Below are 23418 nucleotides of genomic sequence, written 5' to 3' on the forward strand. Positions count from 1 at the left end.
GGTGTTTTTTAATATTCAATGGTTATTTTTTCGGTTTTTGTAACCTGATTATTCTTTAACATAGGTTTTAGGAGATAGGTGTAAGAGTTCCCCGTTTGTACCGATTTGTCTTCCAAGAAATTTTGAGAACCAGTTAATGTACCCCAATGCGTTGGTTTTTCTGATCCTTTTTGACGGTATATTATAATTTCTCCGACTTCTTTGCTGCCAATCTTCCACAGCAATTCTATCAGTTTTTTGTTTCTGTTGGCAGAACCTGATAAATTGGTTAAAACAGATTGCGCTTCAAAACTGTTGCTTCTTAATGTAATTTCGGGCGATTTGTCAGATTTCAATTTGTTTTTGTCAATCGCTAACAGATAATAAGCATAGCGTTTATCAACTTCTACATTTTTATCGGTATAAGTGAAATTGGGTTGAATATCTTTCGTTTCATAGATCATTTTCCAGCTTTTATCTGCTTCGTCTTTATCCTGACGGTACAATTGGTGCAATGCAACATCATCACTGTAGCTTCGTAGCCAGTGAAGGGTTATTTTTCCGTCTTCTTCAAGCTTGTATTCTGTAAAAACAGGAGATTGAGGTTTTACTTTATCGGGTTTTTCCAATTCCAGAATGACAGATGGCTTAGACTGATTTTTTCTAATATCTGTTGCCGTTACATAGTAGTAGACTTTTGAGTTTAGGTTTTCTAAAACTACATTGTCTTTATATTTGTTTTTCGAAATGGCTTGTGGGGTAATTCGTACCATCTCATCTCCTTTTTGGATTCCCCTGAAAATGTGATAGCCTTCCAAATCCTTTTCTGTATTGGCTTTCCATTCCAGATGTACAACTCCTAAAGAGTCAATTTTTCCTTTAAATTCTAAAGGAGTTTCCGGAGGCGTCATATCATTTGGCTGAGCAAGAACTGAGAAAGATTCTCTTTTGTCTTTATTCTTTCCTATTGCCTGAATTTTATAATAATTAGATGGCGCCAAACTTTTGGTCACTAATGTTCTTGTCGTAACAGGGATTTTATTCTTAACAACTTTATAGGTATTCTCCAAATCTGTTTCGGAGTGGAGGAGTTCAAAAGAAGAAATGTCTTTTTCGGCTTCCTGTGGAAATTCCCAATTGATGGTAATTTGTTCGTCTTCAGCAATCTTAAAATTTGAAATTCTCGGAGTTTTTTCAAGGCTTTTCTTTCCTTCTCCTGAAACAGCATCGGAATAAGGTCCGTAATCTCCAAAAATAGTTTTCCCTCTGATTCTGTAGCTGAATTTTGAATTATTTTGAGCCAATGAGTCCACAAATGTCATTCCCTGTGCCTGTCTTCCATCCGCATCATTCATATTCATTACCGGGAGATCTCCCAAAGATTTAAAAGGACTTCCGTTCTCCGATTTTTCTACGTAGTACGAAGTGTAGGTATCTCTTAGTTGTAAATATTCCCATGAAAGAGTGACGGTTTTATCTTTAAAAATTCCGATAAAATCAATCGGTTTTGGCAAATCAGTGTTGTTGGAAACCTCAGCGACAGCATCCCCCTTCATTACCAAAGCCGAAACTCCGGAATTACTGTTTTGATTAATGCTTACTGAATAGAGATATCTTTCATTAGATTTTACATTGACGTCGGTATAAGCCCAGCCTGCCAATTTTGCAACTTCAAAATCTAAATCCGCAGCCATTAATGCATAAGCGAAACGCTGTTCTACTTCCTGAGATTTGTTGACTACTCCTTCAAGTTTTCCCTGCTTTTCTCCTATTTCTACTTCAAAACTATCTCCGAATAGTGATTGTGCCACAATAGCGGCATTGTTGTTCTTTTCGACAACCTTTTTCCATTCTGCTTCGGAAGCGGGCTTGAAAATTCCCAAATCTTTTTCTTCGGGCTTCTGAAGGAGTTTTCCATCTCTTGAAAGGGTGTATCTTTTTAGTACAAAACCTGTCTTGTTTGCTTTTTGCCAAGATATTGGTTCGTCTACTGCCCATCGCAGCGAGATATGATCCTTCTTACTGTCGGCTTTCAGACGGATATGCGGAACAATAGTTTTTTCTTGCTTTTCCTGTGAAAAAGCAAAAACTGAAATTATCAGAAAGCAAAGACTCAATAGGTATTGTTTATTCATAAGACATAGGAATATAATCTTCCTGTGAGAAAATTAACTTCTCCACAGGAAGATGAATAATTAATAAGATTTATTTTTTACAACTTGAAGTATAGTCTGCAAGAACCTGAATCAATCCTTCTTTGGTCTTGGTATCATATTTAGAAAAATCCAAAGACGGACAACTTAGATATTCATCAAAAGCTTTTTTGATTTTCTCAGGTTTTCTCTTTCCGAAACCACCTTTTTCACCTAAATAAACTGCTTTAGGCTGATTGGCTAATTTTATAAAGTAATCTTCCGGAGTATTTATATCTCTAAGAACATAGTTTCCTTCTTTTTCTGTCATAATTTCAGTAAAAGCACTTCCACCAAGCATATTGGTGCCCAATACACTAATAAAACATCTGTCTCCTGCGCAAAACCGCACTTGGTCTTTTGCTTTGTAAGTTTCTTTTTTACCATCAACTATTATTGATACCGAAGGTGTAAAACCACTAATGCTTGAAACATTTTTTTCTCTTCCTAATTTTACATCTATGAACTCAAATTCGGCTGTGATGACTCCCTCTTTTTTGTTTCCATCTTTATCAATTACATATCCCTGTACATCATAAATATTTTTGGAATTGGCTTTTGCGCTACTTTCTGCATCATTATTCTGTTGGTTAATAGCATCTGCATTTTCCTGATAGGCAATCTCGGTCATCGCTTTCATATCGCCCAATTGGTAACCATTGGCATACAGCTTTTTAACCACTCTTGGTGCAAGCTCATCGTATTCTAATCTTTCGGAAGTGTAATTCGCTAATTTAATCGGGAAAGATTTTCCGTCAAACGTTTTTACTTCCAATCCGCTTTTCACATTTGCCTGATCCCAGCTGGAGAAATTGATTTGTGCAACGGGGATTTTGTTAATATCCAAAACCGTATAGGTAAGGAATTGTTGCACCATATCTTTTCCAGTCACTTTGCGGACAATGTAACCAATTTTTTGATTGTTGGCACTGATGATTCCTACGTTACTAATTAAGATTTTGTTGTCAGAAGCTATGGCGTCTTCTGAGCTATTAATTGCTTTGTATTCTTCTATCCTGTCATCTTCGGCTTTGGAAATGCTTCTATCCTCGGTCTGGAAAAAACTGTTAATTTTGTTTTCATCAATGCCGGAAGCGGGTAAAAGTGGGTCAGTACTTTTAGTCAAATTTTGTGTAATGGGTTTTTCAAATCCAAAAGAGAAACTGGTTTTGTCAATCAGTTCCATTTCTTTTACTACGCCATTTGCTCCTGTGAGTTGAAGCCAGTATTTAGAAGCGTAATTTTTTAAAGGTGTTTGATTGGTAATGGTAGCTGTAAATAATGCTTTGCCTAACAAATCGCTGATTGTATAATTGTTTTTCTCTTTGTCGATCTTAGCAACCGATTTCCCGTCAATCTGGATTTCGCCTTTCTTTACTTTTACTTCCTGTGCGTAAGCAAATGTGCTTACGGCTACCATTGCGATTGGTAAAAATTTTAATCTCATCATTTTTTTGTTTTTTTTAATTGTTTAATTATTCTAAGGTGTAACTCACAAATTCATCTACTTTGTCATAAGGAATACCAGTATGAGGTGACTTAATTATTAGTGTATTCCAAGGCTTCCATTCATCTGAAAGCTCTGTATTAGTTATTTGGCGGTGTTCTAAAATCCCTTCTATAAAATAATCTTTTAATGGCATTTCCAATACTCTTTCAACACCATCTTTAGTAAGAACTATTTTATATTCCAGCCTTTTTTTCTCATTAATATGAAAAGAAAATACACCACTATCCCAAGAGCTCAAATATTCTAATTCATCATCACTATCATATTGAGTCGGGAGTAAATTATTCTCTTGTTCAAACTCAAAAATCATTGACATCATTCTGTCATTTGTCCATTGGAAAAATACTTCTGCTCCATTTAATATATCCCGCCTTTCTTTGAGTACGTCCCACCAATATCTTTCAGAATAAGTCCCGTCAATATTAATTTCTATTCGTACACGATTAAATTTTTGAGCAGAATTTATTTGTTCTTCAAATTTATCTGCCATTTTTCTAACCTTATTTCTAATAGGTCTATTGGAAACTTCCGTGTTTCTATATTCATTATTTTTTTTATACCTAACTATAAAATTATAACTACCCTGTAATGTGAACACATAATCAACAATTAACCTATCATATTCAAATTCATTATAATAAGTTCTTATATCTAAAATCAGATCATCCATTCCAATTAATACTTTATTCTAAAATATAACTAACAAACTCATCCTTTTTATCTGAAGGAATATCATTATGTGGCGATTTCAAAACCATAGTATTCCATGGTTTCCATATATTAGAAAGTTCTGTGTTCGTGGAATGATAATGTTCCAAAATTCCTTTAATAAAATAGTCCTTTAAAGTCATTTCTAAAACTCTTTCAACTCCATCTTTGGTTAGAACAATTTTATATTCCAATTCATTTTTATCATTAATATGAAAAGTAAATACCCCACTATCCCAAGAACTCAGATATTCTAAATCTCCATCATTATCATATCGTGTTGGGACAAGACCATTATCCTTTTCAAATTCAAAAATCATTGACATCATTCTGTCGTTTCCCCAATGGTAAAAGACGTTTGCATAATCTACCAAGTTTTCGTTTGCATTTTCACTTTCCCATTGATATAAACTCGAGTATGTCCCATCTTTTTTGATATTATAGATTACCACATTAAATTGCTCTTCCGTATCAATTTTAGTTTTAAAAAATTCGTAAACTTGATGCTCATATTTAAATAATTCTCTCCCATCTAATGAAGTATCTTTTTTATCATTATTTTCGAGGTACGATATGAAAACATCGTAGCTACCTCCAAGAGTAAATACAAATCTCACTTCTAATATGTCGTAAGAAAATTCTTTGTAATACTCGTAAAAAGCTCTAGTTACAATATCCATATTTGTCATAAAATTATTCTAAAATATAACTCACAAATTCATCTCTCTTGTCATAAGGAATATCATAATGAAGAGACTTTAATACCATAGTATTCCAAGGTTTCCATTCATTTGAAAGTTCTGTATTGGTAATCTTATGATGTTCCAAAATTCCTTCTATAAAATAATCTTTTAAAGGCATTTCTAATATCCTTTCTTTACCATCTTTTGCAAGGATTATTTTATATTCTAACTCATTTTTATCATTAATATGAAAAGTAAAAACGCCACTATCCCAAGAACTCAAATATTCTAACTCTCCATCACCGTCATATTGAGTTGGTAAAAGATTATTATCTTTTTCAAATTCAAATATCATAGACATCATCCTGTCATTTGCCCATTGATAAAATACTTGTGCATAATTTAACAGGTTTTGCTTTTGTAGACCAGAATCCCACCAGTCATGTTCTGAATATGTTCCATCGGGATAAATCTCAATTTTAGCCTTGTTAAATTTTTCTGATGTATTTAATACTCCTTTTTGTCTTTTATGTATTATATCAGCTATGTCAAACAATTCAAACTCTCCCCATAAAGTTTTTTCTTCACCTTTAATTACGGTAAGTTGTGGCTCGTAACCTCCTGCTTCAGTAAAATTTATTTCAATTAAAATTTTATCCCAAACTTTTTCTTTGAAAAATTCATCTACAATGGTTAATATTTTTTCCATACATATATCAATTGGTTATTCCAAAGTATAGTTCACAAACTGGTCAACCTTGTCATAAGGAATACCAGTATGAGGTGATTTAATTATCAAAGTATTCCAAGGCTTCCATTCATCTGAAAGTTCTGTATTGGTAACCTTATGATGTTCCAAAATACCTTCTATAAAATAATCTTTCAAGGGCATTTCCAAGACTCTTTCAACTCCATCTTTGGTAAGTACTATTTTATATTCCAATTCATTATTTTTATTGATGTGAAAAGTAAAAACGCCACTATCCCAAGAACTCAAATATTCTAACTCTCCATCACCGTCATATTGAGTTGGTAGTAAATTATTCTCTTGTTCAAACTCAAATATCATTGACATCATTCTGTCGTTTGCCCATTGGAAAAATATTTCAGCACCTGCAAGCAGATCATCCTTTTCCTTACCCTTATCCCAAAAATGATTCTCTGAAAAATTCTTATTATTATCTATTTCAATCAAAAACTTGTTAAATCTCTCGACAGTATTAATTGTATTCTCAAAATATTTAGATATTATTTCTATTTCATCATCAATTGGTCTCGGGCTTTTGGTCGTAGAAACTACATCTCCCGAATCCATAATATATTTTACAAAAAACTTATAGCTTCCCGATTCTGTAAACTGATACTCAACAATTATTTTTTTGTATTCATACTCATTGTAATAGTTATAAATTGCATTAACTAATGTTTCAATATTTATATTCATCTTATGGATTTTTAATTTTCCTTACACTTAAACTCTCACTATAATTACCATTTGTATAGATATCCACGCCAACTTCAAAAGGTCGCTTAGAGTCTCCTGAAAATTTAAAATAAATTTCCGCTTTAACTTTTGTACTTGGATTAAGCTTTTTAAAATCCGAAACAGCCTTTTCCATATTATACCATTCTCCACCAGCTCTGTTTTGAGCTGCATTTTGAGAGAAGTAATTAATTTGCTCACTCGGTCCACCCCATTCATTTCTAAAGATATGTCCTCCGTCATCATCCGGATGTCCATCTTTCACTCTTTTAGTTTCCTGCTGGTAAGCCTCATTTCTTGCTCGTGAATGAAAATCTAAATCTTCCATTACTGCTTTATTTACTCTACCAAGCTCATCAGTTTCAAAAATGTATCTGCCATTATCAACCACATATCTGAAGTTTTTCATCAGTGGCGGTGCAACATTAAGGAATTTATTCCATCCCTGTCCGGCATCACCTGCTGTAGCACGTATTTCATTATTTAAAATTTCAGCCCATCTTTTGCCATCTTTATCTACTAATCATTGTTTATATTAATTTCAAGTTTTGATACAAATTCTGCATTTATATCCAAAGTATTATGTTGCAATTTTAAACTACTTTCTATAAAACTTTCAGATCTATTAATGTAAAATTTCATTATACTCTTAATTTTCGCACTTTCTAAAAATTTCAAAATATTTAAAGTAGTTATATCTTTCTTGAAACTTCCAATTTTAATTTCTTTTTCATGTAAACATTTCTGTAAAATATTTTCTATTTCTAATTCACTAAAATTATCTGTACGAAAGAAAAATGGAACTCCCAAATTGTTTCTATTATTATAGTTTACATCCATAAAAAAATCAGATTCTAGTTTTCCTATTACTATAGTACTCTCATAATGAGTAAACTCTTTAATACAAATAGATTTAAGTGATTTTTCATTCTTATCTAGAATGTAAATTGCATATAAATCAGACGTGTCAAAATTCTTAAAAAATGAATTTAAATAATCCGTATTTATAACATCTACTGAAATATCATAGCTAAAATCACTTTCATATTGTGTTTCAATAAAAGGAATGCTGTCACACTTAGCAACAAGATTTTGAGATATTAAATTATACTTTCTTAATCTGTCCATATTATATGTTCATGCAGTTTATTATTTTCCAAATTTATATCGTCAAATTGATCTAAAGAGAATTCACCGAAATTAAAATGTTCCTTATTAACTCCTCCTCCAACTAAATTCTCTGGAATATCTGGTAAATCTTTTCTAACTAATAAAACATGACTTTCATCTTTACCCGTTAAGTAAACTTTAAGTTCAAGTTGCTTTCCTGTATATCTATCTGTTATATATTTAGTTTCAAGATATTTTGCATCAAATTTCTTAATTAAAAAATTAGTTGCTTCTTGCTCACTCTTTACGATATTATAAGCTCTATCTAACTTTGCCTTATCTTTTACAACTTTTATAGCTTTAATATCACCTACTACATCTTCTTCGACACTTCCAATATTTATGTCAAGAGTTTTAATCCAAGGAATTAAATTTTCAATTTTAGTTGCTAAGTCATCAGAAATATTATTTAAATACTTTTTTATACTGAAATAAGCCCCCATTGTAACACCGTTACCAGTACAGTTCACACATTCTGTAACAGGTGGCTGTATTTTGGTGCTTGTACCATCAGGATTAATCTGATACCACTCTGAACCATCTGCACGACGGATACCGTTTTCAAAGATCGTCATAGGACCATCAGTAGTATATACTTTTTTACCAGTGACTGCCGCTAATGCTTTTGCAGATTCTAAATCGTTGCAAGAAAGTAAAACTATATTTTTGTTGGCATTTCCCGTCTCTTTAAGCTTTTTGGTAATGTACTCACCAAATTCTTCCGGGCTTAGTTCTATTCCGTCTACAATAAATTTACCTTCTGAAGTAGCGTGCAGAGAAAGGTGAATTTTGTCTTTATTCAAAAGCTGAGCTACATATTTTGAAACATTTGAACGTAATTTTTGGCTTATTGCAGGTTCCAGCTTTATTAGAGGCTCTATGATAAATTTACCTGCTTTCGAAACCACTGGTTTTATAACAAAGCGCCCGGTAAACTTTGCAAATTTACCAATCATTTGCCCCATTACATCAAGCTTCTCCATTGTCTGCACAACAGCAGTTGCTCCTTTTATCTCTCCTGCTCCTATAAAGCAAGATGCTACTACGAAAGTTACTTCACCTGCTCCATAAGATACCATACAAGGATTGGAAGTGTATTTGTTCCACTGTTCACCTACCATTCCTTTTACATCTTTCCACTGTATTTTGGAAATCGTTGTTGCAAAATTGGTTCTGGCATCATTCTCATTCGTAATCATTTTGATTAAGAATGAACCTCCTTCAGGAATTGCTGCAGCCGTTCCGACCAATCCGTTCCAAACTCCGCAAGTGAATGCAAAATCTACACGGCTTGGTGTATATTTCTCTCCCATCGGAGATCCAATTAATCCGCTTAGTTCATCATCAATAACTTTTAAACTTACATAAGAATAAATCTTTGCAGGGAAAGGATTGTAGTCTGTATTATCAGGATTATAATACTTTTCAGGAATTTTAGCTTTGGTCAATAACTCCGATAGACCGTCTAGAATTGCAGTTAAAGGATTGAATTTCATCAACCAGAAATCATCTATCCACGCTGAGTTCTGTTTTAGCAGTAGTTCTATATCCTTAGCAGATTTTCCTGCATATTCCGGAAGACCACTGCCAACATTAATCTTGATATCGTATTTCTTAGTCTGACTGTTCACATTCAGCCAGATTACCATTTCCTTAGCTTCAGGCTGATTGTATCTTGCTTGTACTTTTTGTAATACCGACGCTGCAGTATTCTCGTCAGTAATGAAGATCTTCCCTTTGATCCCAGTTGAATTTTTATTAGAAACAATGCTTCCTAACATTGCCTGTATTTCCTCGGCAGTAAATCTTCCTGTATAGTCTACAACATCTTTTGATTCATCTGTTGCTGTACCATCACCCGTAGAAGGTCTTTTGTATAAATCATCTACAGACTTCAATCCATTTCCACTTCCAGAACCTGAACACGCTATAAATCCAGAATAAACCGGTTTAGTATTGTCTTCAATTTTATCGTATTGAGTAATATAATCTGCTAGGGCCTGAACTTTATCTGTCTTAGATAAAATATTTGAAACAGCATTTGCATAGCTTGTTTTTATGAATTTAGATTTTCCGCAAACTGCATTATGATCATATATTATCCAAACAGCACTATTATCTTTAGGTGTTTCATTAGAGTTGTATTTTGTTTTAGATGTATCACCATTAGGATAATAACCCTTCTGAGATTCAACCCATTGATATTGTATTGTATTTTCAACAAATCCAGGTAAAAAACCTTCTCCAACAGAAACAATTCCGTGTAATGCTGTCGAAGTATTAGCTTTGATTAATTTAAAATCAGGTGTCAATCCAAAACCGCCAGCTAACTCTCCACTACTTTGCCCTTGGAATGCATATAGCTTAAACGCAGGATCATTTACCTGTTTCCAATCCAAGTGAGACAATTCTTCTCCTGTGCTATAATCCATCAAAAGAGGAGTTGCACTTTGCGTAGTTCCGTAAGTTTTCCACGGGTGTTCCAATTTAAACACACCGTGACCTAATTCGTGACCTCCTGTTTTGTCTTGTGCATTGTTGTACACATACCCAAACTGACCGTTCAGACGCATATAGCCTTTTTGCCCTGTGGAAGATTTTTTATCCGTTACAAACAATACATATCGAGCATCAGTGCCTTTATAAAGTGCATTGATTTGTTGCTGTTGCGGACTGTAGGTACTCATCAAATCGGCATCTTCACTATTAATCGTATCTCCGCTTACAATACTGCTGATGTCTAAAACAGGATCTTTCGTAACATTGAAAGTAACCCCTATTTTTTTGTAAATCTGATTAAGCTTATCACCTTGAGATTGTAGTTTAGACTGAGAATTAGCATCCAATGGTACTAAACTTACATTCACCGTTTTCGGGCTTAAGTGTACCAATCTGAAACTGCTGATGATTTTTTGCTTAGAAATACTGTCTTTCGGCATTAATACCGCAATCACTTCCTCTTCAGCGTAATCAAATGCACCAATTAATTTTAACTGATAGTTTCTTTCTGTATCGGTTTTATTAATTTCTGTAGCTTCAATGGCTTTACCGATGCTCAATGTTTTGAAGATGATGGTAGCATCTTTCAAAGCTGGATCGGTAATGCTTACTTTGGCATCAAAGAGTTCAGTTTTTTTATTGACCGTTGCTTTGTAAGGAACATACACAGTATTGTTCTCCGAATCTTTTACCGATGGATATTTGTCTTTTGGTAGTTTGGTTTTCTCTGCGGTATCATAGGCAAATTGTCCGTTTACGTTTTCCTTCCACTCTATTTTAATACCTTTTGCGGTATACTGGTTTATGGTAGCATTGCTTCCGCTTCCTGTTACGCCATCGGTATTGGTAGAGGTAGATGCTCCGCCTTGGGCAACGGTTCCGCCTTTGGTTACGGTTCCATTTTCATCCACTGTCCAAATAACTCCGTTAGAGTCAGTAAACGTGTAATCTTTACCGCCCGGATATTCGGTTGTACTTCCTGTTCCACCGTTTCCATCACTTCCTGTGATGGTTATTTTTCCAGGAGGAGGTGTAGCCGAATAAATGATATTGCCAATTGGGAAATTCACAAAAACATCTTTTACACCTTGGTCTCCAAAAGTTTCTCCAAGTCCGGCAGAAGCATAATTTACCGCAGTTTCATTAGGATCATATGTGGTTTCAATAACGCCTTCAATCAGTTTCTTGTCGGTATTCAGCATGATATTATTGAAGCTCACTTTTACCTTGGTTTGGGCTAAATAAGGAACTTGTATAAAACCTGTACCAGTGTAGATACCGTTGCTACCCTGTGCAGAAAGTACCGTAACAGGGAAATCGCCTGCCGTAAATACTTCATTAACGCCCAACATGGTCTGTAAAGGATTTTTGTTGGCGATGTCGACCGCAGGCATTATTCCGCATTGGTAGTTATTGTCTACATCATTGGCATTGGTGGTAAAATATTGTATGGCACTGTAAGAATAGGCATTTTCGTTAGAACTTTGCACCTGCCCACAAACAGAACCCACACGGTATTCATATTCCGTAAGGTCTTCCAACCCAGTCAAAATTGCCGGAGACTGATAACTTTGCTGGGTCATCCATTCCGTATTGCTGTTCTTTTTACGGTATTGTACGTTGTACAAGCCTGCTGGCTGTCCGCCAAGGCTCCAGCTGATCTCCACTCTTCCTCTACCCACATTTTTTGCCATCAGGAGTGTAGGAACCGTACAGTTTTCTACATAATCAAAATAGTAAATCTCAGAAAATCCGTTGTTTTTATAAACACCGTTGTCTTCTGTAGGGTTAGCTCCTAATACGGGATTTCCGCTTTTTGCCTGAACTTGCCACGCATATCTTTTCCCTGGAATGAGCTGGGTTTTATCCAATCCGTAATACAGTGTTGGTGCATAGGTTTCTTCCTGCCAAAGTGGTGGAGAAGATAAAAATCCCGAAATGGGAGATTGTCCTGCATCCCACAATTCTTTAAGTGTGAAAATGTATTTTGTGTTAGGAGCAATCTGTCTAGGCATCCACTGAAATACGATTCCGCTTCCTCCTGCATACGGAGACATTGCCTGTACTTTTTCTGCATTTTGCGGAAGATTAAGCATTGGCGGATCATACTGCGTAAGAAATACCGTAGCGCAGGTTTTGGATGAAAGATTGTTTTTCGTGTAATAATCATATGCCTGAAAACAGAACTGATAAACTCCGTCTGAAAGAGGTTGTGCATATTGCACTGCATTAATGCCTCCTAAATTCTGTAATTCAAATAATGCTCTTAAATCTACATTGGTAAGCGTAACATTACTTCCAGGATAAAGAAGAAATGGGTTCATTCCTACAACGAATTCATTGCTTTGCGCAAAAGGAACGGCGTTTAATCCTGCTTCTAAAGTAAATTTAATACCTGTTTGGTGTTGCGGTTCCATCAAATCGGTCATCACAACCTGTAGTTGTAATTTATTATCCGTAGATGTGGCGTAATCTCCCAACTTCATACTGTATGGAGGGATTACCACGGGTACTAATTTTACAGGATATTGCTGTGACTTTATAGAGATAGATTGTAAACCGAATAACATAAGCATTACAAATGCCCAAGCTTTAATTCCGAAATTTTTAAATTTCAGCCTGTTATTTGGATTAAATTTCCTTTTATTGATATATGAATGGCTCATCACTCTGTTTTGTATTGTTGTGTTTTTGTCCGCGTAAAATTTTCTTATTTAAGTTTGAAGTTCAGAATTATTTAAATTCATAATCAATCTGCTTTTCTGAACCTGCTTTATCTCCCGGTAAGACGTATTTTGCTTTTACTTTATATTTTGTAGTTGGTATTGTTCCATAAGTTGATTGAAGCAAATTATTAATGGCTTGTGGTCTTGCATTCATAGGAGTTCCTACATATTTGGAAGCAGCTTTGGACAAAAGCTCATACCAATCAGATTTGTAGAAACTGAATAGATCATATTTGTATGGGAAAGTTTGTTTCAAAAATCCATTCCCTTTGTCACTTCCCAAGTATTGCAGATATGATGTGAAAACAGGGAATGCTTTTACAGGTGGGATTCCTGCAAAATCTTCTTCGTTTTCTGCTCTGTCTAATGTCAATTGATTAATAGGATAGGCATCATAGAACAAGCCTTTGAATTTACCTGCAAAAGAATCATCCATTAAAGCGGTAAGATTGATAAGTGGCTTGTTGTCTGTATATTTCGTTCCTGTAAGTTCGGCAACATCAAAATATTCATCAGCATTCATATTATTCTGAAGCATTATGACATCCGAACTTAGTTTGATCCATAACGGATTAAAATTCAAAGAGGATAATTTATCAGACATCTTGTTGTATTTACTTGTTCTGAATACAAACGATAATCTGTCGATTTCACCGTCTTTGGAAAGGTTTTGAGCGGTCTTGGTTTCAGTTGTGGTGGTAACTGAGCTATCTTCGTTTGTGTTCGCATCAGGATTTGAAGTGTTATTATCAACACCTCCTGTAGAGTTTAGTATATTCCCGGATTGTCCACTATTTGTATTTCCATCTGTTTGACCGGCATTCTTATTTTTAGCAATTAAAGCAAGAGTATAATCTTTCTGTTTATTAAGATTTGGAACATTGAACTTTACAATATTGTCATTCTCATCATAAGAGAAATTACTTTCTGTTTGAGAATCGGCAGCGAAAACTGCTTTTGTAGTCCAGTTAGGGTCATCAAACAAATAATCCTGACCTCTTTTCAACTTGATGTATCCGTTGTTACTTTCCTGGATATAATAATTTTCCTGTTCAACTACAGGATAAGCGTACTTGATGTTCGACAACGGAATAACATTAGGAGCCGTTCTGGTAGTGAAAGTACGTTCTTCAACTTCTATCGCTTTTTGTCCGTCTACCATTACTACTTCATACATTCCGTTCTTTTTCTCCATAAAGCTGACCTGTGCGATTGCTTTCAATGTTTTGCTTGGCGGAAGAATATCATCTGAAACAAAATTGGCAACATCTTTAGAGTTTGCATATTCTATGACTCCTTTTATTTCTTTTCCTTGATCATCAATAATCGTCATTTTTTCAACCACAATTTTGTAGGTATGGTCGCCATCATCTTCCGGAATAACAATTGGTTCATTTACTCTCATTGCAAATGTTGCCTGAGGAATGGCAAATACATCCACATTGGTATCATCTTTTTTAGGAGTTAAATCGGTAATGATTTTCATACCTCCTAAAACAGACGCATTTTCTAGTACACATTCTTCTCCGAATTCCATTTTAAAACGGAATCTTCCTTTAATCATTCCTCCAAGTAAATTATAATATCCACCGAGATATCCTCTTACCCAATACGGATTCGGACCTTTTGCCTGAAGCAAAGAAGCAACACCCGCTTTAATAATTGGAATTTTCTTTCTAATGAACCAAAGCTTTATTTTGATTCCCAATTCTCCCTGAAGATAAACGTAAGCCTGTCCGTTGGCATACCATCCATTGATTCCTATTTGATCACCACCACGGTTTGAACATTTTGCGTCACCATAGTCCTTCAACATAATATCGGTTCCTAAACCTGCCTGAAAACGAGCATATAAGAATAACGCATTCATATCTCCTGTATCAAACTTAAGGTGGGTTCCAAAAGCAAACCCTTTTCCATCTCCTAAAGCATTTAAACTGCTCATATAATCGATATCGCTCAGTTGAAGTCCTAAAATTTGAGCAACTTCAGGTGGTGGCGGTGGACTTCCCGGAATACGGTTTCCGACCATGAAATAGCTGCCGGATTGTAAAGAAAAATTCCCAAAACCAACTTTCAGACCTATCATATCGGTTGGCGTCCCAATATGCATATACCATTCGCTTGGTGCAATGTGTACCACAGCCCAACCAGCTCTGCCATTGGGTCCGATACCAGAAATGATACCATTGGCAATATTTACAAAAACATCTAAGCTGGCGTGAAAAACACTGTTGTTGAAATCATAGTTCATTGCCAATTTAGCATAAATAGCACCTTTCACATCTTTGGTTATGGGATATTGATCATCCACTACTTGTGTATCTAAGAAAGAATTTACGTGGCTGTTATTTTTTAGATCATTTATGAATTTATTGTTCCCCGTCATCTCTTTGAACTTATCTTTAACTCCCGCTAAAGGATCTCCGGGAATCAGCTTGGATAAATCAGCCATAACCAATGCCTCTCCAATAAATCCAACATTGGCTAAACCTCCGTTTGGATTGGTTGACATATTGAAACCGGCCATAATACTGATTGCATTTTTGCTGGCGATAGATCCATAAATTCCAGCTCTCAATGCCAAACCAACCGAATTGTCTGGAGTTAAAACTAAAGCTTTGTCTTTATATGCAGGATCTAATGACATATCTCTGTTTGGAACCATTCTGTAAAATGCTCCTCCGGTAAATCCTGTAATCGTTAATGCAGATGCTTGAATTTTAAGTCCGTCTACTGAACCTTCAAATCCCCAATATCTAAAAGTACTGAATCCATAGGCTGCATTTACATTGACTTCAATATTCAACTGCTTTAACTTTGCATTCAAGTGTGCCGTAAAACCATCTCCGTATAATGGGTCATTACGCATAATCTGAAACTCTCCCGAAACTATGGCAACTCCTATATCTACATTTCTCAGACCCAATTTAGTAAGATTGAATCCGTTATACTTCCATCGTTGACGATTGTTTTCGTTGACAATCAAACCATTGATTTTCATCCCTCCTGTTGCGGAGAATCGCTCTTCTTGGAGACCTACTGTGATTTCAAAACCTAAATTGGCATAGCCATTATCTGCTTCTACGAATATATTTTTTATACTTGCAGGAAAGCCTACCAGTTTTTGTTCTCCCTGTACCCCAAAATATTGTGCGGTAACATAAGGTGCTTTTGTCTGGAGTGTAAGTTCTCTAAATTGGATTCCTTTAAAATCTGCATCTTTTTTTGCATTCGGATCGCTGTTATTATCAGTTGGGCTTCCATTAGCTCCAATTGCCAAAGTTCCGGTAAGGACTGCCTTGGGTAAGAATTCTCTATTTTTAACTTTTAATTCTAAATAAGAACCTGGTGCGATGGTTGCTTTTGCACTCCAGATATCAAAACTGATCTCATCCAAGGTGGCAACCGTAATCATATATTCTTCTTCGGTAATTACTCCTTGATAACCAAGATGATTAGGTAAATTATTATTCGGATTAGCATTGTTTTGTTTCTGAACAGGTAACTGGACTTTTCCCTTTAGGTTAGCTCCTATAATCTTGGAAGCCGCTAAGTCTACACCAATCTGGTCAAGAGAATACCTCCAAGAGTTTTGCTCGCTTGTCAATCCTTTTTCTAAGGGAAACAAATTATTTGCAGAGAAACTACCCGAAACTCCATAGGAATCAATTAAAAGATTTTGTGCCTGAAAAGAAACTCTGTTATCAATATGATCTTCTGTTTTAAATTCCTGTGGAAGACCCACATACAATGATTCTACATAAAGACCACGCCATGTTTCCGTTCCTCCTATCAAATATCCATGAGTAGCATAATATTGCGGAAACAGAACATTGGAATCTGTTCTCAAGTCACTTAAATCTAGAACGGCATTATTGACATAGAAAGAGAAAAAACCTTTATCCTGATTTTTGATCTGTGATGTGATTGCAAAAGGAGTAATGCTTACATTGACTAAAATATCATTCCAGTCACTGGCTTTTAAAGCAAAGTTACCACGTACTCTATTGGTAAATCCATCATTTCCAATCTCAGGAAGTAAAGTTCCGTTACTATCTACCGGAACCAGAACGTTTCGGGAAATCTGAACATTTCCTTTTAATGACAGTTCTTTGATTCCATCACAGTCAATGACGACATAGGTTTTATCATTTATACTTTGTCCATTAAATTTATTAATCATTCCTCCCTCGAGAGTAAGCATCCATTGGTTTTGGTTAAAAGGAATATTAATGTCTCCAAGTAATGAAAGTTTTGCATCGCCGATAATTTTTCCTCCATAGGAAAGTTTAACTCCTTCAGCACCAAAATAAAGAGTTCTCCTTCCTCCTTCCGCCCCAGCTTGCGGCGTTACAACTCTTGCATATACATTAATTAAAGCATATTCAGGAGTGAATTGGGCTTTTGTTACGACAATACCATATTCAACATTCGATACATTCTCTCTAAGACCTATCGGAAACTCTGTAAGTTCATTAGGATTAATGGTATTTGTAAAATTTCCACTTCTTTCTAACTCTCCAAAAGCACCTATCGCTTTACCAATTTCTTTATCGGTTTCCGGATCATTATTGATGAATGAAGAAAAATTATCTAAGGGAAATAAAGAAACGTTTTTACCAATGCTCTTATAGTTTAAAGAATTTTTATTAATCTGAAGTGAATCCCCTCTCTCATCTAAGCTTTTAGCTTTGAAAGTGCTTAAAAAAATACACGATAAGGCAATAACTAGAGAATATATTTTAATCATCTAATTTGAGTTTTTTGCAAAAGTAGTAAAAAAAGAAAATTACCACACTCATCAACAAATTGAAAATCAATACAATTAAATCTAAAATCACAATCAAAAAAATTAGTGTATATATATTATTTTTTCAATATTTTAATAAAAACCAATTATAAACATCAAATTAATACTATTCATTAAAAAAAATAGCTTAATAAATTAACTTTAATTTCACGTTTGTTTTTCTGAATGATTTTTCTTCATTAAAAACATTTTTTGTTATCAATACTCAAAAACTCCGATGGAAAAACCAATCGGAGTTCATTTTTAATCCTTCTTACAGAATTCAGTAAGATAATACTCAACAGTTGACCAAGAGATCCCTTCGTAACGGTTGTGGTTGTTAATCATTTTATACAAAGCAGGAGTAAACTTGTCTCGGTCAAACAAGGAATACCCCGCTTTGCCTTCAAGTTCTTTGGCTTTCTGTTCAAAGTGTTCTTCCTTCCAGATGAGAACCGTTTCTAGATGAGAAAGTCTTTCAACAATCTCCTGATGTCCTAGATTTGGAAATACGGGAGTTCCCATCTTTTGAGATACAATGATCAAAACCTCGCTCTTTTTTGGAGCTAAAGGATGAGCTGCCATTTGTCCAGCTTCTTGTCCGTCCTCTGCATTGACCGTTCCGAATTCATACTTGACGAAATGAAAGTTTTTGCTTTCCATAAATTTTCTTGTTTTAAGTTAGGGGTGTACCATATCTAAAAAAACAAAAAAAGCAAGGGATTTTTTTAATTTAAGCGATGTAGAAGCAATGAAATCAACAATATTGTCCTTTTATTTACTGACAAACTAAGATTTTGAAAAACAATTTCAACCGGATCTTATTGAATTAAAATAACCTTGCAATCCATCAAAATTTGATTATAAATACCATCATAATTTATCCTTTACAAATCACAGATGCTCGCAGACCAGATGATTTCGGTAAGTGATTTAAGATATAAAACCAAATCGGTTATAGATTCTTTGAATACATGAGCCAAATATGTCCTGCTCAATAATAAATTGGAAGCGGTAATTCTTAACCCGACAGAGTACGAATATTTTCAACAGCTGCAAAAAGCGGAAGAATGGCGCTTGGATATTGAAGAAGCCAAGAAAAACAGTCCTGTATTTGATAATGCAGAAGATTTATTGTCCGAACTTTTAGCCTAAATGAAATTCCAAAGGACTTCCAAATTCAAGAGACAGTTTAAAAAGTATCAAAATCAACCAAAGGTATTGGAGAAATTTTCAGAATGCATTTCCCAATTATTGTCTTGAAATCTTTCTCCCAAACGAAAGAACCACAAGCTTCAATGAGCTTTTAAAGATTTTCGGGAACTTCATCTTGCTCCGGATATCCTATTAATCTATTATATTGAAAGCGACATTTGTTTTCTGTCTCAAATTGGAAGCCACTCAGATTTGTTTGGATAAAATCTATAAGAAAAAGGTCACCCATTCTATGAGCGACCTTACATCAAAATTACTAAAATAATAATCCCAACTAATTCACAATTGTAAATCTACATGGAGTACATTGCTAGCTTTTGATTACCCTCAGATTAAAATACGATTCAATCCATCCATAACCGGAAGGCGAATAAAAATCTATCTCATAAGGTTCTACGTTAACGGTTTGTGTGTTATGATTAATAACCAAACAGTACATATACGTTTTGCCTTGAGCATTAACAAAAGTTGTTCTTGAAGCAAAAATGGCTTTATTATTAAGGTCAGGATAATTAGGAGTTGCACCACCAAAATACCCCTGAAAATAAATATAGCCGTAAGGCTTGGCATTGAACCCTGCCTGATTGGTTAAGGTTTGGAAAGCTGAGGTTCCCAATCCTGAAAGAAGATTATCGAAATCATCTTTTGTCGGAAGGTTCCATCCCTGGGGAATTTTCACCCCTGCAATATTATCCCGGATCATTTTTCCACTGATATAGTCTCCGTAGATTGGGCTGTATAAATTGGATATGGCATTGCTTCCGTACCATCCCGCAAAATCCTGTGTTCCGTTAAATGTTCCTTTCCAGTTTTCTGCTGACCACCATCTGTTTCCCAGATTTACCGTTTTGTAATTATTGTTAAAAGTATCCGTTAAACTTGCCGTTCCGTCTGTATTCATGATGAATTCGGTTGTCCATTCGGTCGTGAAAGTTGCGGCAACGGCTTCTCCCAGATTAACTGCTGTTCCCGTAATCTCACCTGCGGCTTTTACTTTGAAAAAGGCTTTTAAAGATTTTTTAAATGCATTGACAATCTTTTCATCAGATGAGTTTTTTTTCATAATATCCAGATACAACTTGGCGTTGCTGTCATCAAGAATAAACTCTATCGTTTTATTGTAGTATATTTTATAGATTTCTTTCTTGTCGTTGTTAATTGCTGCTGTTGCGATATCGTTGTAAAATCCTGAGTCATTTTCTAAACTGCTTAGAAATTTAAGAATCAGTTTTTTTGTCGGATCATTATTGGGACGCCCTCGTAAATCAGCCAGAGATCCCCATTCTTTAAAACCTTCCACCATAGACATGGCAGGCTTGATGATGTCAAAAACCGCTGTGTGTACCACAGCTTCCAGCCCTCTTTTGTATTCTTTACTGTTAATACTTGGAAAACTTCCATTTTTAAGACCCAAGCCATAACACTTTATAAAGATTTTATCGGCGTCTTCTGTATTAACGAAAAAGTATTCGCTGTCTTTGGTAATCTGATCCTGTAGATTTAAAGTGAAAATCTGTTTCCATGCTTTTACCCAGTCAAACTCCCCGGAGTCTATTAATTGGTGGGTTTCATAGTTGCCGTTTTCTATTTTGATGTTCGTGTCAACCAATTGTCCGTTTTTATATTTTTCAGCATATACCGTGGAATATCTCTTTTTGTAATTTCTGATTTTAAATTTCAGTTCATTCCCCACTTTGCTGTTCTCAATGATCTGCATCCCGTTTTGGGTAATGTTGTAATTGGGGTTCAATGAGTTTAAGACCTCCGTTACTACGATTTTGTATTTCGGAATGGTATTCAAATCAATGTTGGGAGACTGGTTGTTTAAACTTCCGCTAATAAGGATATCTCCAATACTGTTTTTGAACTCGTTAAAAGTTGGAGCCGATTTAATTTTATCAATTAATGCCTGCGCTTCCAAAGGTTCAGACACCAGTAAATAGGGAGACATTAACAAAAGGGTTACTGCGGTGCTTTCTACGTTAAATTTGATTTCATCACCTGCTTTTGCATTTAAGCTGTATCCATACATAAATGGCTGCTCATTATTGGTAATGCTGTGTATCTGTATAGTATTGGGCTGGGTTTCAACGATACAGTATTTGGTCGTAGTTTTATTATTCAGTGTGGGAGGGGTTGAAGAAACAAGGTGGTTACTCGTACCCGATAAGATTTCCAGCGTTCCTATTTTATTGGAAGGGATGTTGTCGGGAATTTCAACATTACCCATAATTTGTAATTTTTTAACTTCGGGTACAGGTTCTTCATTTTCAAAATCCTCTTTTCGGCAAGAAGACAAAAAAGTTAACACTCCGAAAAAGAGTGCGAATAGTAGTTTCGTTTGCAGTAGTTTTTTCATGATATAAAGGTTGTTTTTATGTTTGTGCCATTAATACTCTACGGTATACACCGCAATAAAGCGATCCAGTTCTTCTTCATTCTGCCAATTGAATTTGTACGATTCGGTTTTATTTCTCGAAAGAGAAGTCCTGCAGTTATTGTCTGTGTTAAGATAGTTGACACCGCTTAAGTAAACCGGGCCAAAATAACTTTCGGCAGCGTCATAAAATAAATAGGTTGAAAACTGATTAAAATCGCAATTTCTCTTTTTTGCGGTTCTTATTGTATATCCGATTTCTATGGTAAAACTTTTTTTTGCTGAATGCTTCGGGATCTGAAACAGAAACGGCAGGCTTTCTATGGTTCTTACTGAAGTTCCGTTGGTGGGAATAATATTCGACTGCCTGTAAAACATATTGGTTGTGCCAATATCTCGGTATTGTTGTTGGCTGTACAATGCTATGCACTCGAAACAGTCGCTGTAAAATTCAATTTCACTTCCTTTGTAGTTACTTACATTTGGAACGGTAATGAGAAGATAATCACTGCTTCCATTACTGAAATTGTTGGTTCTTATTCGGTAATCGCCAATATCCTTTGTCCCGTCATTATTATAATCATTGTTTAATGTTATCGTTCGGTAAAATATTTTGTTATTGTAATAATTCCTGTTCAGCGGTTTTGAGACTACAGATTGCGTGAAAAACCAGCGTTTCTCACTGTTATCGAAATCTCCAAAAGATTTTTGTCCGCCTTCCAAATACTGAGCGAATGAATGAACAGAAAATAGTAAGCAACATCCAGTAATTAATTTCAATTTTTTCATCGTTTGTATAATTAATACTCTATGGTATGAACCGTTATAAACCGGTCTAATTCATATTCTTTTCCCCAATTGATGAGAGGTGTTTTAATAGTATGAGGCGTTTTTACCCTACTGAAATGGCAATTTTCTAAACTTTCCAAAAAGTAAGAATCACTTGCAGTAAGCCCCCGATGTTTGTTTTCATCATTGACAGGAAAAATCTGATAATCCGAATATTCATTGGATGAACAGGAGACTTTCTTTGCTACCTTTATTTTCATCCCGACTTCAATAGTGAATTTTCTGCGATTCATATAGCCCGGAATCTGTGCTAAAAGAGGAAGAGAAGTGATGGTTCTGACGTTTTCACCGTTGGTGGTAATTACTTTTGAATATCTCTTAAAGAAATTGAGATCGTTAAAGTTTTTTTGAAGACCGTTTTTATAAAAAACAATACACTCAGGGCAATCGGTATATATTTCCACTTCCGTTCCTTTATAATCTTTTACGCCCAAAACAGTCATGAGAAGCAGATCCGAAGATTGATCACGGGTGTAATTGTCTATTTTTATCGCATAATCTCCGGCATCTTTTACTCCGTCATTGTTGATGTCATATTCCATTTTTCGGGTAATGTGATAGACTTTATTGTTGTAAGAATCTCTGTTGAGAGGCTGGTTAAGGATTCTTTGCGTAAAAAACCAATCGCCTTGGTTAGGTGTAAAAATTCCGTAGTCTTTTTTACCGCCTTCCAAATACTGAGAAAATAGTTGTGTGCCAAGTAATAATGTACATCCCATTAATAATTTCAGATTCTTCATTGTGAATTTTTTATCTCACAAATATGCCTACATCTTGTTGATTTTATTACCTTTGTGAGGTTATAATATATAACCAAACCATTATAATTTATTCGTATGATTTTAGGTAATAGGGTAAAAATGATCAGGGAGCTAAAAAACTATTCACAAAAGTACGTTTCAGAGAGACTTGACATTAGTCAGGCTGCTTATAGTAAATTGGAGACTGGCGAGACCAAGATCACGGATGAAAAACTAAATCAAATTGCAGAAATTCTGGAAGTGAAGCCTGAAGATATCAAATCTTTTGACAGCCAAAAATATTTTAACAGCAATGGAAATATTGAGGGAGATTATAGTGGAAGTATTATTGTTGGATTAACAAGAGAGGATGTGGAACTTATCAAAAAACTCTATGAAGATAGGATTGTACTGCTGGAAGAACTTTTAAACCAACAAAAAAAGATAGTACAGAAATACGAATCAAAATACGGAGAGCTTTAACGGCTCTCTTTT

At 35.0% G+C, this 23418-nt stretch carries 16 protein-coding genes and 1 pseudogene; 3 read left to right on the forward strand and 14 right to left on the reverse strand.

Annotated elements, in window-relative coordinates:
- Positions 1-8 precede the first annotated feature (8 nt).
- The 11 genes from QWT87_RS11310 to QWT87_RS11360 form a co-directional block, all read right to left on the reverse strand.
- Entirely contained in the window at positions 9-2114 is a 2106-nt protein-coding gene (locus QWT87_RS11310) for a fibronectin type III domain-containing protein (protein WP_302716161.1), read from the reverse strand.
- 70 nt (positions 2115-2184) lie between these two features.
- A complete protein-coding gene (locus QWT87_RS11315) occupies positions 2185-3621 on the reverse strand; it encodes a hypothetical protein (protein WP_302716162.1) in 1437 nt (478 codons plus the stop codon).
- A gap of 25 nt (positions 3622-3646) precedes the next feature.
- Positions 3647-4351, reverse strand: coding sequence for a hypothetical protein (locus QWT87_RS11320; RefSeq protein ID WP_302716163.1), 705 nt, complete (start codon positions 4349-4351; stop codon positions 3647-3649).
- Between the two features lie 13 nt (positions 4352-4364).
- Positions 4365-5078: a hypothetical protein gene (locus tag QWT87_RS11325; RefSeq protein ID WP_302716164.1), complete on the reverse strand. Its 714-nt coding sequence runs from the start codon at positions 5076-5078 to the stop codon at positions 4365-4367.
- A gap of 4 nt (positions 5079-5082) precedes the next feature.
- Positions 5083-5781, reverse strand: a complete 699-nt coding sequence (locus QWT87_RS11330) for a hypothetical protein (RefSeq protein WP_302716165.1) — start codon at positions 5779-5781, stop codon at positions 5083-5085.
- A gap of 15 nt (positions 5782-5796) precedes the next feature.
- Positions 5797-6516 carry a hypothetical protein gene (locus QWT87_RS11335; RefSeq protein WP_302716166.1) on the reverse strand — a complete coding sequence of 240 codons (720 nt, stop codon included), beginning with the start codon at positions 6514-6516 and terminating at the stop codon, positions 5797-5799.
- A 1-nt stretch (position 6517) separates the two neighbouring features.
- Positions 6518-6964, reverse strand: coding sequence for a DNA/RNA non-specific endonuclease (locus QWT87_RS11340; protein ID WP_302716167.1), 447 nt, complete (start codon positions 6962-6964; stop codon positions 6518-6520).
- Positions 6965-7074: 110 nt separating this feature from the next.
- The gene (locus tag QWT87_RS11345) at positions 7075-7683 is read right to left on the reverse strand and encodes a hypothetical protein (protein WP_302716168.1); all 609 of its coding nucleotides are present in this window, start codon (positions 7681-7683) and stop codon (positions 7075-7077) included.
- Complete coding sequence (locus QWT87_RS11350; protein ID WP_302716169.1) at positions 7671-12890, reverse strand: fibronectin type III domain-containing protein; 5220 nt, start codon at positions 12888-12890, stop codon at positions 7671-7673. Before QWT87_RS11350 ends, QWT87_RS11345 begins: the two co-directional genes overlap by 13 nt.
- 67 nt (positions 12891-12957) lie before the next feature.
- Positions 12958-17703: a hypothetical protein gene (locus QWT87_RS11355; RefSeq protein ID WP_302716171.1), complete on the reverse strand. Its 4746-nt coding sequence runs from the start codon at positions 17701-17703 to the stop codon at positions 12958-12960.
- Positions 17704-18006: 303 nt separating this feature from the next.
- The gene (locus QWT87_RS11360; protein ID WP_302716172.1) at positions 18007-18405 is read right to left on the reverse strand and encodes a hypothetical protein; all 399 of its coding nucleotides are present in this window, start codon (positions 18403-18405) and stop codon (positions 18007-18009) included.
- A 342-nt stretch (positions 18406-18747) separates the two neighbouring features.
- On the opposite strand from QWT87_RS11360, the gene QWT87_RS11365 reads away from it, so the two are divergent.
- Positions 18748-18897 (forward strand): hypothetical protein, encoded by a 150-nt coding sequence (locus QWT87_RS11365; RefSeq protein WP_302716173.1) that lies wholly within the window; start codon positions 18748-18750, stop codon positions 18895-18897.
- 162 nt (positions 18898-19059) lie between these two features.
- Positions 19060-19161, forward strand: a pseudogene (locus QWT87_RS21290) (type II toxin-antitoxin system YafQ family toxin); the annotation flags it as partial.
- A gap of 106 nt (positions 19162-19267) precedes the next feature.
- Here QWT87_RS21290 and QWT87_RS11370 read toward each other — a convergent pair.
- Genes QWT87_RS11370 through QWT87_RS11380 form a run of 3 tightly spaced genes read right to left on the reverse strand, consistent with a single transcriptional unit; the run spans position 19268 to position 22923 of the window.
- Positions 19268-21316: a fibrobacter succinogenes major paralogous domain-containing protein gene (locus QWT87_RS11370; RefSeq protein WP_302716174.1), complete on the reverse strand. Its 2049-nt coding sequence runs from the start codon at positions 21314-21316 to the stop codon at positions 19268-19270.
- 30 nt (positions 21317-21346) lie between these two features.
- Complete coding sequence (locus tag QWT87_RS11375; protein ID WP_302716175.1) at positions 21347-22123, reverse strand: hypothetical protein; 777 nt, start codon at positions 22121-22123, stop codon at positions 21347-21349.
- An 11-nt stretch (positions 22124-22134) separates the two neighbouring features.
- Positions 22135-22923 (reverse strand): hypothetical protein, encoded by a 789-nt coding sequence (locus QWT87_RS11380; RefSeq protein WP_302716176.1) that lies wholly within the window; start codon positions 22921-22923, stop codon positions 22135-22137.
- Between the two features lie 96 nt (positions 22924-23019).
- Between QWT87_RS11380 and QWT87_RS11385 the strand changes: the two genes are divergently transcribed.
- Complete coding sequence (locus QWT87_RS11385) at positions 23020-23406, forward strand: helix-turn-helix domain-containing protein (protein WP_302716178.1); 387 nt, start codon at positions 23020-23022, stop codon at positions 23404-23406.
- The last annotated feature ends 12 nt before the right edge of the window (positions 23407-23418 follow it).

Source organism: Chryseobacterium urinae (assembly GCF_030518295.1).
GTDB classification, from domain to species: Bacteria; Bacteroidota; Bacteroidia; order Flavobacteriales; family Weeksellaceae; genus Chryseobacterium; species Chryseobacterium mucoviscidosis.